The following is a 13,675-nucleotide window of genomic DNA, read 5'->3' on the forward strand; positions in this document are numbered from 1 at the left end:
AATGCAGCACGTGATCACGACCGCGCTGCCCGACTCCCACCCGCTCGTCACCGGGGCGACGACGGTGTCACCGCTCGTGCGCGCCCTTCGCGGCGACCGGCCGGAGCGACTTCCGGTGTGGTTCATGCGGCAGGCCGGCCGCTCGCTGCCGGAGTACCGGGCACTGCGCGTCAGCACCAAGATGCTCGACGCCTGCCTCGATCCCGAGCTCTCCAGCGAGATCACCCTCCAGCCGGTCCGGCGCCACGGGGTCGACGCCGGGATCTTCTTCAGCGACATCGTCGTGCCGATCAAGCTGGCCGGGGTCGCCGTCGAGATCGTGCCGGGTCGGGGCCCGGTGCTCGAGTCGCCCATTCGCACGGCCGACGACGTCGCCCGGCTCGAGCCGCTGGATCCTGCGGCCCTCGCCCCGATCGCCGAAGGCGTCGCGCGCACCGTCGCCGAACTCGGTGAAACCCCTCTGATCGGTTTCGCCGGCGCCCCCTTCACACTCGCGGCCTACCTGGTCGAGGGCGGTCCGTCGAAAGACCACGTCCGGGCCCGCGCGATGATGCACTCCGACCCCGAGACCTGGAACGCGCTGCTCACCTGGGCGGCCGACGTCACCGGCGCCTTCCTCCGCGCGCAGGTCCTCGCCGGAGCGAGCGCCGGCCAGCTCTTCGACTCGTGGGTGGGATCGCTCTCGCTCCGCGACTACACCGAGCGGGTCGCGCCGTTCTCCGCCCGAGCGCTCAGCCATGTCGACGACCTGGGCGTGCCCCGGATCCACTTCGGCGTCGGCAGCGGAGAGCTGCTCCGGGCGATGCTCGACGTGGGCGCTGACGCGGTGGGAGTCGACTGGCGCATCCCGCTCGACGAGGCGTCGCGGCGGCTCGGCGGTTCGACGCCCGTCCAGGGCAACATCGACCCCGCGCTCCTCCAGGCTCCGTGGCCGGTTCTCGAAGCGCACGTGCGCGAGGTCGTCGAGCGCGGCAAGGCGGCCCCGGCCCACGTCCTCAACCTCGGCCACGGCGTCAGCCCCGACACCGACCCGACGGTCCTGACCAGGATCGTCGAGCTGGCGCACAGCCTGTGAGCACCGACGCGATCGTCATCGGCGGCGGGGTCGCCGGGCTCGTGGTCGCCCGCGACCTGGGCAAGGCAGGCCGTCGCGTGATCCTGCTCGAGGCCTCCGACCGGCTCGGCGGCGAGGTGCAGCGGCACACCGTCGCGGGAATCGACCTCGACGCCGGCGCGGAGAGCTTCGCGACCCGCGGCGACACCGTGTCGACCCTCGCGACCCAGCTCGGCCTCGGCAGCGAGATCGTCCTGCCCGATCCTCGCGGCGCCTGGGTGATCGAACCCGACGGGCACGCGTTCCCGCTGCCGAAGACCGGACTCCTCGGCATCCCCGGCACGGCCATGTCGCGCGACGTGATCGACGTCATCGGCACGGCGGCGGCGCTGCGGGCAGAGCTCGACTCGCTCATCCCCGGGCCGGTCGGCTCGAAAGAAGAGAAGCTCGGGCCGCTGGTCCGCCGCCGGATGGGGCGCGCCGTGCTGGACAAACTCGTCACGCCCGTGGTGATGGGGGTGCACTCGGCGCACCCCGACGACCTCGACGTCGATCGCGTCGCGCCGGGGTTGCGCCAGGCGCTGCTGCATCAGAACTCGCTCGCCCGCGCCGTGAGCTCGCTCCGCGAACAGGCAGCGGCAGGATCCGCCGTGGCCGGCATCCGAGGCGGCATCGTCCGGCTCGTCGACGAACTCGTGGCAGATCTCGAGACCTACGGGGTCGAGGTCCGCCTCGGCTCCCGCGCCGAAGAGTACGACGCCGCGTCGGTGACTCTCCGCGGCGGGGAGCGCCTGACCGCCGATCACGTCGTCGTCGCGCTCGGCGGCGGCGACGCGGCTCGCCTCGACGGAGAGTCCGCCGTCGTCCCCGGCAGGGCCGGCCTGATCACGCTCGTCACCCTGGTCGTCCGCGAACCGGCGCTCGACGCTGCGCCCCGCGGCACGGGCGTGCTGGTCAGCCCGGGCGCCGTCGGCATCCGCGCCAAGGCGCTCACCCACGCCAGCGTCAAGTGGGCGTGGGTCGCCGAACGAGCCGAGGGGCGCCACGTCCTCCGGCTCAGTTACACCTCCCCGGCCGTGGATCGAAGCACCGACGACGCCGAGTTGCGTGCCATTGCGTCCACCGACGCCGCGAACATCCTGGAGGTTCCGATCTCCCCGACCCGGCTCGACGGCTTCGCTCGCGTCGAGTGGGCGGCACCGTTCCGCGGTGCAGGATCAGCCGGGCGAAGCGACATCCCGGGTGTCCTGCGGGTGGGCGGTGCCGTCGCCGGCCGCGGTCTCGCCGGCGTGATCGCCGGTGCCCGAGCGGCGGCCGCGGGCATCGTGTCGCCACCGGAGGCCTGACCCGTGCGGAAAAGCCCCGGCCAAGCGGTCTAACCTAAGAGAGTGCTGCGGTAACCCGCCGGTACGACTACACGTCTGGAGGCTTCATGCGAGGCAAGCTGATCTTCGTCGCCGGTGCGGCCATCGGGTACGTCCTCGGTTCGAGGGCGGGTCACCAGCGCTACGACCAGATCGCTGCCGGGGCATCGAAGCTCTGGAACAGCCGTCCCGTCCAGAAGCAGGTCGTCAAGGCCGAGGCCGCTGCGGGCGCTGCCCTCCCCAAGATCGTGACCGGTCTCTTCCACGCCGCCCTGTGGGCCGTGAAGAAGCTCCTCGGCATCCAATCGAAGCCGAGGCCCGTCAGCGGTCGCTGACCCCGTCCCGTCCTGTCCGCCACCACCCCCGCCCTGAGAGGGAGCCCATGACCGAGTCGACTCGAGCCGACAGCATCCACCACGCGAAGAAGTCGCGTTCGCTCTTCGGCCTGCTCAGCGACATCCCGACCCTCGTCACCGACCTGGTGAAGGGCGAGATCGCGCTGCTGAAGCAGGAGTTGATCGCCAAGGCGAAGGTCTTCGGCATCGGCGCGGGCCTGATCGTCGGTGCTCTCCTGTTCCTCTTCCTGATGGTGCTCTGCCTCATCGGCGCCGGCATCGCCGCCCTCTCCCTCGTGATGCCGCTGTGGCTCGCCGCACTGCTGGTCGCGGCGCTCTTCCTGGTGATCGCCGCCGGCCTCGGGTTCCTGGGCTACACCCAGATCAAGAAGGGTCTGCCCCCGCTGCCGAAGAAGACCATCGACAGCGTGAAGGCCGACATCAAGGCAGTGAAGGGCGTGGGCAGGATCCCGCGCTCCGACGTGGGAGGACGATTCTGATGAGCAGCGCCGAAGAGATCCAGGCTGCGGTCGACCGCACCCGCGCCGACCTGGCCGCCACGCTCAACGAGCTCGAAGACAAGCTCAACCTGCCCAAGCAGCTGGGCGTCAAGGCCCACGAGGCCAAGGTCTCGTTCTCCCGTGAGCCCAAGCCGTGGCTCATCGGTGCCGCGGCCGTCGCCGCGGCCATCGGCGGCATCGCGCTGCTGGCGCTCCGCCGCCGCTGACGCCGACGTGGCGTCCGCCCTCCCCTCTCCCTGCTCGGCAACGCCCTCCGCTGGCGGCGTGCCGGCGCGCGGTGGAGCGTTGCGAACGCCAGACAGCTCCAGGCACCCGACACCATCACGGTGACCAGCACGTCCTTCGCCGACGGCGGCGCGATCCCGAGCGTCCACGCCGGCGAGGGGGTCGGTGACAACGCCTCGCCCGCGATCGCGTGGGAGAACCTCCCGGCCGGCACCGCGCAGCTCCTGCTCGTCATCGAAGACGTCGACGTGCCTCTGCCGCGGCCCGTCCTGCACACGATCGCTCTGGTCGACGCGAGCGTGCCGGCGCTCAAAGAGGGCGACCTCGACCCGGAGAACCCGACGGTGCGCTTCGTGTCGGCGGCGTTCGGCCGGAGCGGCTACCAGGGGCCTCGTGCGCTGCCGGGGCACGGCACGCACCGGTACGGCTTCCACGTCTACGCGCTCGATCGGGCGGTGCCGAAGGACGCCTCGCTGGTCGACTTCGCCGAGCTGCTTCCGTGGGTCGACGGGCAGGTCCTCGCCCGCGGCTCTCTCGTCGGCACACAGCGTCGCTGACGAGGGTCAGGGCGGCTCTCTCGAAGCTGAGAGGGCGGGTTCGATCCTTGCAGCCGGACGGGGGATGATGGTGGTCATGAATTCGAGCGCCGACGCGCACACGCAGACCACCCCCGAAACCACGGCTCCCGAAGCCTCTGCCGAGACCCTCGGCTACACCCTCTGGGCCGTCCTGCGTCGCGATCCCACGAACCCGTACTCCCCTCGTCCGACCACGTCGCCGAGCTCGACGCCGCCGTGGCCCGCCTCGCCGCGCGCGACGTCACGGTGCGCGGCTTCTACGACGTCAGCGCGCTGAAGGCCGACAGCGACCTCATGATCTGGCTGCACGGCAGCATCCCCGAAGACCTCCAGTGGGGCTACCGCGAGCTGCTGCGCACCGCTGCGCTCCGGTCGCTCCTGCCGACGTGGAACGCCATGGGCATGCACCGCGAAGCCGAGTTCTCCAAAGACCACAGTCCAGCGTTCATGCGCGGAAAAGACCCCGCGGCCTGGCTCACCGTCTACCCCTTCGTGCGGAGCTACGAGTGGTATCTCCTGCCCGACGACGAGCGGCGCGCGATGCTGCGCGACCACGGCATGAAGGGCGCCGTCCACCGCCAGGTGCTGACCAACACCGTGGCGAGTTTCAGCCTGGGAGACTACGAATGGATCCTGGCGCTCGAGGCCCCCGAGCTGGTTCAGCTCGTCGATCTCATGCGCGACCTCCGGTACACCGAGGCCAGGCGCCACGTCCGCGAAGAGGTTCCCTTCTACACGGGGCGACGTATCCCCACATCCGAGATCGGCGAGGTCATTCGTTGAGCAACATCACCAATGGGCAGCTCGTCCCGGCTGCCACCGCGGCAGCGGCCGACGGGCCCGAGTGGGTGTCCGAGCCGACGGCGTACGACGCGATCCTGCTGGCCGGCTTCGGTGGCCCCGAGGGCCAGGACGACGTCATCCCGTTCCTGCGCAACGTCACGCGGGGCCGCGGCATCCCCGAGGAGCGCCTCGAAGAGGTCGCCCACCACTACCGCCACTTCGGCGGCGTCTCGCCGATCAACCAGCACAACCGCGAGCTGAAGGTCGCCCTCGAAGAGGAGCTCGCCCGCCGCGAGATCGACCTCCCCGTGCTCTGGGGCAATCGCAACTGGGATCCCTATCTGAGCGACGTCGTTCGTGACGCGGCCGACCAGGGGTACACGAAGCTCATCGCGATCGCGACGAGCGCCTACAGCTCCTACTCGTCCTGCCGCCAGTATCGCGAAGACTTCGCGATGGCCCTCGACGACACCGGTCTCGCCGAGACCGTCCAGATCGACAAGGTGCGCCAGTTCTTCGACCACCCCGGTTTCGTGCAGCCGTTCATCGACGGCGTGCGCGACGCCCTCCTCGCCGCGCGAGCGGCCAACGACGGGCTCGACCTCGGCAGCGAGGTGCAGGTGCTCTTCTCGACGCACTCGATTCCGTCCAGCGACGCCGCCAAGAGCGGGCCCGCGTCGCGCGGCTTCGACGACGACGGCGCCTATGCGGCGCAGCACCGAGCGGTCGCCGAGGTCGTCATGGCCGCCGCATCCGCCGCCCTCGAGCTCGACTCCTCGACGACGGTGCCGTGGCAGCTCGTCTTCCAGTCGCGCTCGGGTCCGCCGTCGATGCCGTGGCTGGAGCCCGACATCAACGACGCCATCCACGCCCTGAAAGGCGGACCCACCCGGGCCGTCGTGATCGTGCCGCTGGGGTTCGTGAGCGACCACATGGAGGTCATGTGGGATCTCGACAACGAGGCTCTCGAATCCTGCGACGAAGAGGGCTTCTGGGCGACTCGCACGCCGACCCCGGGCATCGACCCCGTCTACGTGACCGGCCTGGTCGATCTCGTACTCGAGCGTCGCGACGGCGTTCCGGCCGTTGATCGCCCGCACCTCACCGATCTCGGCCCCTGGTACGACGTGTGCCGCCCCGGCTGCTGCGAGAATGTCCGTCTGGGCTTCAAACCCGCCGTTTCCGGACTCATTCCCTAAGGATCCCGTGTCAGCTCTTCGCATCGGTACCCGCGGTTCCGCCCTGGCGGTCGCTCAATCGACCCTGATCCTCGATCGTCTCGCGGCGGCCACGGGTCGCGACGTCGAACTCGTCACCGTGACGAGCGAGGGCGACACGTCGAAGGCGTCACTCGCGACCCTGGGTGGCACCGGTGTCTTCGCCAGCGCCCTCCGTGCGGCGCTGCTCGCCGACGAGTGCGACCTGCTCGTCCACTCGCTCAAAGACCTGCCCACGGCAGTCCACCCCGGGCTCACGCTGGGGGCGATCCCCGCTCGCGCCGACGCCCGCGACGCCCTGTGCGCGCGCGACGGGCTCACCCTCGACCAGCTTCCCGAGGGGGCCCGCGTCGGCACGGGGTCACCTCGCCGCGTCGCCCAGCTCAGGGCGAGACGGCAGGATCTCGAGGTGATCGACATCCGGGGCAACGTCGATTCGCGACTGGCGCGCGTCGGCGACGACCTCGACGCCGTCCTGCTCTCGGCCGCGGGGCTCACCCGCCTCGGCCGCCTCGACGCAGCGACCGAGCTCCTCGGCCTCGGCTTCTGGCCGAGCGCTCCCGGGCAGGGCGCGCTCGCCATCGAGGTGCGCGAGGGCGATCAGCCCGCCGACCTCGAGAAGGGGTTGCGGGCTCTCGACCACCGCGAGTCCCGGCTCCTGGTCACGGCCGAGCGCGAGGTCCTGGCCGGCCTCGAGGCCGGCTGCGCCGCCCCGATCGGGGCGACCGCCGTCGTCGATGCCGGTCTCCTGCTGCTCAGCGCGACCGTCTATCGCCCGGACGGCACGGAGCGCCTGACGGCCTCGCACGGCGTGACGCTCGAGCCCGGGTCGCTGCAGAGCCAGCTGGCCGAGGTCGACGATGTCGCCGGCCGTGTCGTCGACGAGTTGCTCGAGAACGGTGCCGCGGCCCTCGCGCCCGTCGGGGGCGGCACCGCATGACCCGCAGGAGCGGCAGCGCGACCCCGATACCCGAGAAGCCGCTCCGAGGCGTCCGGGTGCTGGTGCCCCGCGGCGGCAAGTGGGGCGATTCGGTGTCGGCGGCGCTGCGCTCCTACGGCGCCCAGCCCGTCATCGCGCCGCTGATCAACTTCGCTCCGACCGAGAACCCCCACGACCTCATGGTCGCGCTGCTGCGGCTCGAGGCCGGCGACTACGACTGGCTCGTCGTCACGAGCGCCACCACCGTCGACGTCCTGATCGGAAACAGCATCCGACCCGCCCCGACCACGCGGGTCGCCGCGGTCGGCGAGACCAGCGCGGCGGCGCTGAGTCTGGCCGGCATCCGGGTCGACTTCGTGCCCGAGAACGACAACTCGGCGCGCGGCCTGGTCAAAGAGTGGCCGGCCGATCAGATCGTCGGCCGGGTGCTCGTGCCCCAGTCGGAGATCGCCGAACCGACCCTGGTGGCCGGCCTCGCCGAGCGCGGCCTCGACGCCGAGTTCGTCGCCGCATACCGCACCGTCGGCGTTCCCGTCGATCCCGTCATCCGCGCGTCGGTCGCCGACGGCGGCATCTCGGTCGTCCTCATCACGTCCGGCAGCGTCGCCCGGCAGATCCAGGCGCAGCTCGCGCCTCTACCCGAGGGCACCATCGTCGCCTGCATCGGCCCGCGGACGGCGTTCGACGCGCGCGCGGCCGGTCTGCCGGTGCACCTGATCGCCGAGACCCGCTCGGCGGCAGCCCTCGTCGAGGCCGTCGTCGAACACGCCACCGCAGATCGAGATCTCGCCTCGCAGCCGTCCCACGACGACGGCTCGTCCAACACCGAAAGTCACTGATGTCCGTCTTCCCCCAGGTCCGAGGCCGTCGCCTCCGGGCCACCCCCGCGCTCCGTCGCCTCGTCGCCGAGACGCGGCTGCACCCCGCCGATCTGATCCTGCCGATGTTCGTCCGCGAGGGCATCACCGACGCGCAGCCGATCGCGTCGATGCCCGGTGTCGTCCACCACTCCCTCGAGAGCCTGAAGCCGGCTCTGGCCGAGGCGGCCGAGGCCGGGATCGGTGGGGTCATGCTCTTCGGCGTCCCCCTGGACGAGAAGAAAGACGCCGTCGGGTCGGGCGCCACCGATCCCGACGGCATCCTGAACGTCGCAACCCGGGTCGCCGCGAGCGAGGCCGGCGACGCCCTCGTCGTGCAGACCGACCTCTGCCTCGACGAGTTCACCGACCACGGCCACTGCGGCGTCCTCGACGCCAACGGCACCGTCGACAACGACGCGACGCTCGAGCGCTATCGCGACATGGCGGTGCTGCACGCCGAGGCCGGCTCGCAGATCATCGCGCCGAGCGGAATGATGGACGGCCAGGTGGCAGCCATCCGCGATGCGCTCGACACGAACGGTTACCAGGATCGCTCGATCCTGGCCTACGCGGCGAAGTACGCGAGCGCGTTCTACGGCCCGTTCCGCGAGGCCGTGCAGTCGTCGCTCGTCGGCGATCGGCGCACCTACCAGATGGACAACGGCAACCGGCGCGAGGGCCGGCGCGAGGTCGCCCTCGACCTCGAGGAGGGGCGGACATCGTCATGGTCAAGCCCGCGATGAGCTACCTCGACGTGCTCGCCGACACGGCCGCCACCAGCGACGTGCCGGTCTGGGCGTACCAGATCTCGGGCGAGTACTCGATGATGCAGGCCGCCGCACAGAACGGCTGGATCGACCTCGACGCCGCCAGCTACGAGAGCGTGCTCGGCATCAAGCGGGCCGGTGCCGACGCGATCCTGACCTACTGGGCCGTCGATCTCGCCCAGCGCCTCACGGGCCGCAGTGACGCGGCGCGGGTGATCCGATGAGCGCCCCGCAGTCGGCCAACGACCAGGCCTTCGCCCGCGCGAAGGCGTCCATCCCCGGTGGCGTCAACTCGCCCGTGCGCGCCTACGGCTCCGTCGGGGGTACCCCGCGGTTCCTCGTGAAGGCTCTCGGCTCGTCGGTCTGGGACACCGAAGGGCGCGAGTACGTCGACCTGGTGGCGTCCTGGGGCCCGGCGATCCTGGGGCACGCGCATCCTGCCGTCGTCGAGGCCGTGCAGAAGGCCGCCGCCGAGGGGCTGTCGTTCGGCGCGTCGACGCCGGGCGAGACCGAGCTGGCCGAGATCGTGCGCGAGCGCGTGAGCTTCGGTGACCAGCGGCCGATCGGCAAGCTCCGGCTCGTGTCGACCGGCACGGAGGCGACCATGACCGCGATTCGCCTCGCCCGCGGCTACACCGGCCGTGACCTGCTCGTGAAGTTCGCCGGCCACTACCACGGTCACTCCGACTCCCTCCTGGCCGAAGCGGGATCGGGAGTGGCCACACTGGCTCTCCCGGGTTCCGCCGGGATCACGGCCGAGACCGCGGCGCAGACGCTCGTGCTGCCCTACAACGACCTCGACGCCGTGCGGCGGGCCTTCGACGAGCACTCCGAGCGCATCGCGGGCGTCATCGTCGAGGCGGCCGCGGCCAACATGGGCGTGCTCGCCCCCGACCGCGGCTTCAATCGCGCTCTGGCGTCGATCACGAAGCAGAACGGCGCGCTGCTCATCGTCGACGAGGTGCTCACCGGGTTCCGGGTCGGGCGCGCCGGTTGGTGGGGGCTCGAGGCGTCGCGCGTCGTCCCCGACGGGGCCGGCTGGGAACCCGACCTCATCACGTTCGGCAAGGTCATCGGCGGCGGAATGCCGCTCGCCGCTCTTGGCGGCCGGGCCGAGATCATGGACTTCCTGGCGCCGCTCGGGCCGGTCTACCAGGCGGGCACGCTCAGCGGGAACCCCGTCGCCGTGGCCGCCGGGATCGCCACGTTGCGGCTCGCCGATCCTGCCGTCTACAGCCGTCTCGACGAGGTCGCCGACCTCATCGCGCGCGAGACCTCGTCGGCTCTCACCGCCGAGGGTGTCGCGCACACGGTGCAGCGCGCGGGCAACCTGTTCTCGTTCGCCTTCTCCGAGTCGGCGCCGCGCAACTACGACGACGTCCGCTCGCAACAGACGTGGCGCTATCCGGCCTTCTTCCACGCGATGCTCGACGCGGGGGTCAACCTGCCCCCGTCGGTGTTCGAGGCCTGGTTCGTCACGGCCGCCCACGACGACCGCGCGATCTCGCGCATCGTCGACGCCCTCCCCGCTGCGGCTCGGGCCGCCGCCACGGCAGAACCGCCTCGCTGAGCCCGGCCGGCGCGCGCGGCCTCGACCCACGCGCCCGGGTCAGCGGGAGGCGGCGGTGGCGCGCCTCGCCTGCCAGCGACCGGCGTCGCGCGAGATGTGCAGCGGGAAGTCGAAGGCACCCGAGACCAGCTCACTGGTCAGGACGTCGTCGGCCAGGCCGGTGGCGAAGATCCTGCCGTCGCGGAGCAGCATGGCGTGCGTGGTCGAGGCCGGCAGGTCTTCGAGGTGGTGCGTCACCGTCACGGAGGCGATCGCCGGATGCGAGACGCGCAGGGCGTCGACCGTCTCGAGCAGGTGCTCGCGCGCAGCGACGTCGAGGCCCGTCGCGGGTTCGTCCAGGAGCAGGAGCGCAGGATCCGAGATGAGCGCGCGGGCGATCAGGGCTCGGCCGCGCTCGCCCTGGGAGAGGGTGCTCCAGTGTGCTGCGAGCCTGGCCGAGAGCCCGACGGAAGCCGCCAGATCGTGCGCCGTCGTCACTTCGCCGGTGGAGGCCTCCCAGCGAGGGACCGGGTCGCTGGTTCCGGTGATGCCGGTCAGGATCACCTCGAGCACCGTGTTGTCGCCGAGCATTCGGTGGCGCGGGTCGACGTGCCCGATATGGGTGCGCAGTTCGCGGAGCTCGACGCGGCCCAGGCGCTTGCCGAGGACGGCGACCGTGCCCGAGGTCGGGTGCCCGAGCGCGCCGCACATCGTCAGCATGGTCGTCTTGCCCGCACCGTTGGGCCCGATCAGGGCCCAGTGCTCACCGGCCTCCACGCGAAGGTCGATGTGGCGCAGGAGGTCGCGACCCTGACGGGTGACGCGGACGTCGTCGAGATCGAGAACGGTCACGGGCGAGTGGTACCGGCCGCGCCGAACCCCGCCCGCATCAGTGGCGCACGGGGTTGGTCGGGAACAGACCGTTGGCGCGCACCTCGTCGAAGTAGTCGCCGAAGGTCGCCGTCTGGCCGGAGACGAGGTCGCCCGCGGTGCTGCCGTCGCCGGCCTCGACGGCCTTGCGGAGCGCGTCGGTGAAGGTCACGGCCGGCTCCCACGGGTACATGCCCAGGGCGGAGGTGCGGCGGACGAGCAGGAGGATCCGCGGGCCGGTGGCGGCCCAGAGCCGGGACAGGGACGAGCTGGCCGACGCCTCGAGGAAGATGTCGTTCATGCGCACGAGGGCGTCGATGTCTTCTTGCTTGTGCGACGCGAAGGCCTTGCTGCGGTTGGCCAGGATCGTGCCGACCTCTTTCTTCTGTGCAGAGGACAGCGCGGGCACGCCGCGGCGGACCACGAGCGACCAGACGTCGTAACCGGTCTGCAGGGTGTCGACGAACTCGTCGTAGGTGGGCTGGATGACCCGGGTGTAGCGGTTGGCCTCGATGTCGACGAGCGCCTGGTCGGCGAGCTTGGCGATGGCCTCGCGCACGGGGGTGCGGGAGACGCCGAGCCAGTTGACGAGCTCGTCGTCGTTCAGACGCTCGCCCAGTTCGAGGGTGCCGTCGATGATCGCGGCGAACATCTTGTCGTAGACGACGTCGCGGAGGAGGCGGCGGGGCGCGGGGGTCTGCGTTGCGGGTACGGGTACTGGCATCGGGGTGCTCCTGGTCGAATCGGGGTGACGGAGTGTCCTGGCGGCCGCCCTGCGCGGCCGGACGTGTTCAGTCGGGGATGGCGCCCGCGGCATGGACAGCCGCGAGGTGGTTCTCGGTCGCGCTCTGGAAGGCCTCGAACGCGGGGATGATGGCTGCGTAGTCGCGGTGCTCGGCGGCACGGCGGAGTCGGGTGATGTACTCGATCGTCTCGTCCCAGCGGAACTCGTCGAGCGCCGCCTGGATCATGAAGATGACGCGGGCGTTGAGAGTCGCTTCGAGCTGGGGGAGCAGGGGGTTGCCCGTCCGCTCCAGCGTGAACGTGGTCATGGCGCCGATGTCGGCGACCGCTCGGGTGTCGTGCGCTTCGAGGTGCTTCAGAGCGGTTGCGCCCAGCGCGAGGTAGCTCTTCACGTCGGCGTCGGTGAACCGGGGAATGCCCAGCGCGCGCTGAGCTCGTGGAACCCTCCGAGCATCTGGACGGCGTGCTGGTACATCTCGAAGGTGGGCTTGACGATACGCGTGTAGCGGTTCGCCTCCATCTCGACGAGCCCGTAGTCGACCAGCTTGGCGATGGCCTCGCGGATCGGCGTGCGCGAGACCCCCAGCCAGGCGACGAGCTCGTCGTCGTTCAGGCGCTCGCCGGCCTGCAACGTGCCGTCTTGGATGGCGGCGATCATCTTCTCGAAGACCATGTCGCGGAGCAGACGACGCGGCGCGGGATTGTCGGGACCGGTGGGGACGGGCATGCCTAACCTTCAATGCAGGTCAATGTATCGAGTATCTCAGACTCTAGGATATGCCGATCCGGTCTGTCGAGGCGTAGGAGGGGCCGTGTCGGCGGGTGATGATCCGGGTGAGTCAGCGCCGGACGTCGACGACCGTGCGTCCGCGGACCTGCCCACCGAGGATCGGCTCGGCGAGTCCGATGACCTCGGCGAGCCCCACCTCGTCGGTCAGCGAGTCGAGCAGGTCGAGGTCGAGATCGGTCGCCAGGCGGCTCCACGCGGTCTCGCGCAGGGATCGCGGCGCGTCGACGGAGTTGATCCCCCGAAGGGAGACCCCGCGCAGGATGAAGGGGAGCACGGTGGTCGGCAGGTCGCTGCCCTGCGCCAGCCCGCACGCGGTCACGCTGCCGCCCCACTGCGTCTGCGCGAGCACGTTGGCGAGCGTGTGGCTGCCGACCGAATCGATCGCACCCGCCCAGCGCGGCCGCTGCACCGGCTTGCCGGCCTCTCCGAGAGTCGCCCGGTCGATGACCTCGGCAGCGCCCAGGCCGCGCAGGAAGTCGGCCTGCTCCGGTCGTCCCGTGGAGGCGACGACCCGGTAGCCGAGGCGGCTGAGGAGGGCGATCGCGATCGATCCGACACCCCCGGCCGAGCCGGTGACCAGGATGTCTCCCGCATCGGGAGCGACGTCGGCCTCGAGCCGGAGGACGCTCAGCATGGCCGTGAACCCGGCGGTGCCGATGGCGGCTGCGCGTCGAGGCGTGATGGCCTCGGGCAGGATCACGAGGGACCCCGGATCCGCAACGGCCCGCTCGGAGAACCCGCCGTGCCGCGTCTCGCCGATTCCGGCGCCGTTGAGCACCACGCTGTCCCCCACGTCGAAGAGCCCGGCGCCGTCGGACGCCCGGACCGTGCCGACGAGGTCGATGCCCGGGATCAGTGGGCTGACGCGCGCGACGCTGCGGTCGCCGGTCAGCGCCATGCCGTCTTTGTAGTTGAGGCTCGACCACTCGACGTCGATCACGGCATCGCCCGTGCCGGCACCCTGCCGGAGGAAGTCGTCGTCGACCTCTCGAAGGCGGGCGGTCTCATCCTGGGCTACGACGACGGCACGAGTCATGCTGCGACGCTACGCCCGGAGCCTTGATGCTTCGTCGAGACG

At 71.1% G+C, this 13,675-nt stretch carries 17 protein-coding genes and 1 pseudogene; 13 read left to right on the top strand and 5 right to left on the bottom strand.

Annotation, left to right across the window (positions count from 1 at the left end; translation table 11 throughout):
• Position 1: 1 nt before the first annotated feature.
• From hemE to hemL, 13 genes and pseudogenes are all read left to right on the top strand, one after another.
• Entirely contained in the window at positions 2-1,075 is a 1,074-nt protein-coding gene (gene hemE, locus QUE79_RS04960; RefSeq protein WP_286345700.1) for a uroporphyrinogen decarboxylase, read from the top strand.
• Positions 1,072-2,400 (top strand): protoporphyrinogen/coproporphyrinogen oxidase, encoded by a 1,329-nt coding sequence (locus QUE79_RS04965; RefSeq protein WP_286345701.1) that lies wholly within the window; start codon positions 1,072-1,074, stop codon positions 2,398-2,400. The genes hemE and QUE79_RS04965 overlap by 4 nt, the downstream gene beginning before the upstream one ends.
• 86 nt (positions 2,401-2,486) lie before the next feature.
• Positions 2,487-2,753, top strand: a complete 267-nt coding sequence (locus QUE79_RS04970) for a hypothetical protein (RefSeq protein ID WP_286345702.1) — start codon at positions 2,487-2,489, stop codon at positions 2,751-2,753.
• A gap of 47 nt (positions 2,754-2,800) precedes the next feature.
• Positions 2,801-3,253 carry a phage holin family protein gene (locus QUE79_RS04975; RefSeq protein WP_286345703.1) on the top strand — a complete coding sequence of 151 codons (453 nt, stop codon included), beginning with the start codon at positions 2,801-2,803 and terminating at the stop codon, positions 3,251-3,253.
• A complete protein-coding gene (locus tag QUE79_RS04980) occupies positions 3,253-3,480 on the top strand; it encodes a DUF3618 domain-containing protein (protein ID WP_286345704.1) in 228 nt (75 codons plus the stop codon). Before QUE79_RS04975 ends, QUE79_RS04980 begins: the two co-directional genes overlap by 1 nt.
• Positions 3,481-3,600: 120 nt before the next feature.
• Positions 3,601-4,056: a YbhB/YbcL family Raf kinase inhibitor-like protein gene (locus QUE79_RS04985; RefSeq protein WP_286345705.1), complete on the top strand. Its 456-nt coding sequence runs from the start codon at positions 3,601-3,603 to the stop codon at positions 4,054-4,056.
• 76 nt (positions 4,057-4,132) lie between these two features.
• Complete coding sequence (locus QUE79_RS25260) at positions 4,133-4,354, top strand: hypothetical protein (RefSeq protein WP_350271638.1); 222 nt, start codon at positions 4,133-4,135, stop codon at positions 4,352-4,354.
• Positions 4,294-4,860, top strand: coding sequence for a hydrogen peroxide-dependent heme synthase (hemQ, locus tag QUE79_RS04990; protein ID WP_350271639.1), 567 nt, complete (start codon positions 4,294-4,296; stop codon positions 4,858-4,860). Before QUE79_RS25260 ends, hemQ begins: the two co-directional genes overlap by 61 nt.
• Positions 4,857-6,059 (top strand): ferrochelatase, encoded by a 1,203-nt coding sequence (locus QUE79_RS04995; RefSeq protein WP_286345706.1) that lies wholly within the window; start codon positions 4,857-4,859, stop codon positions 6,057-6,059. The genes hemQ and QUE79_RS04995 overlap by 4 nt, the downstream gene beginning before the upstream one ends.
• 7 nt (positions 6,060-6,066) lie before the next feature.
• Positions 6,067-7,017 (top strand): hydroxymethylbilane synthase, encoded by a 951-nt coding sequence (gene hemC, locus QUE79_RS05000; protein ID WP_286345707.1) that lies wholly within the window; start codon positions 6,067-6,069, stop codon positions 7,015-7,017.
• A complete protein-coding gene (locus QUE79_RS05005) occupies positions 7,014-7,856 on the top strand; it encodes a uroporphyrinogen-III synthase (RefSeq protein WP_286345708.1) in 843 nt (280 codons plus the stop codon). The genes hemC and QUE79_RS05005 overlap by 4 nt, the downstream gene beginning before the upstream one ends.
• Positions 7,856-8,868, top strand: a pseudogene (gene hemB, locus QUE79_RS05010) (porphobilinogen synthase). Before QUE79_RS05005 ends, hemB begins: the two are co-directional and overlap by 1 nt.
• Entirely contained in the window at positions 8,865-10,214 is a 1,350-nt protein-coding gene (gene hemL, locus QUE79_RS05015) for a glutamate-1-semialdehyde 2,1-aminomutase (RefSeq protein WP_286345709.1), read from the top strand. The pseudogene hemB and the gene hemL overlap by 4 nt, the downstream one beginning before the upstream one ends.
• Positions 10,215-10,253: 39 nt before the next feature.
• On the opposite strand, the gene QUE79_RS05020 is transcribed toward hemL, so the two are convergent.
• From QUE79_RS05020 to QUE79_RS05040, 5 genes are all read right to left on the bottom strand, one after another.
• Positions 10,254-11,045 (bottom strand): ABC transporter ATP-binding protein, encoded by a 792-nt coding sequence (locus tag QUE79_RS05020; RefSeq protein WP_286345710.1) that lies wholly within the window; start codon positions 11,043-11,045, stop codon positions 10,254-10,256.
• Between the two features lie 37 nt (positions 11,046-11,082).
• Positions 11,083-11,787: a GntR family transcriptional regulator gene (locus QUE79_RS05025; protein WP_286345711.1), complete on the bottom strand. Its 705-nt coding sequence runs from the start codon at positions 11,785-11,787 to the stop codon at positions 11,083-11,085.
• A 67-nt stretch (positions 11,788-11,854) separates the two neighbouring features.
• Positions 11,855-12,199 carry a hypothetical protein gene (locus tag QUE79_RS05030; protein WP_286345712.1) on the bottom strand — a complete coding sequence of 115 codons (345 nt, stop codon included), beginning with the start codon at positions 12,197-12,199 and terminating at the stop codon, positions 11,855-11,857.
• Complete coding sequence (locus QUE79_RS05035; protein ID WP_286345713.1) at positions 12,196-12,534, bottom strand: GntR family transcriptional regulator; 339 nt, start codon at positions 12,532-12,534, stop codon at positions 12,196-12,198. The genes QUE79_RS05030 and QUE79_RS05035 overlap by 4 nt, the downstream gene beginning before the upstream one ends.
• A 112-nt stretch (positions 12,535-12,646) precedes the next feature.
• A complete protein-coding gene (locus QUE79_RS05040) occupies positions 12,647-13,633 on the bottom strand; it encodes an MDR family oxidoreductase (protein ID WP_286345714.1) in 987 nt (328 codons plus the stop codon).
• Between the last annotated feature and the right edge of the window lie 42 nt (positions 13,634-13,675).

Source organism: Frondihabitans sucicola, assembly GCF_030296615.1.
Classification (GTDB): domain Bacteria; phylum Actinomycetota; class Actinomycetes; order Actinomycetales; family Microbacteriaceae; genus Frondihabitans; species Frondihabitans sucicola.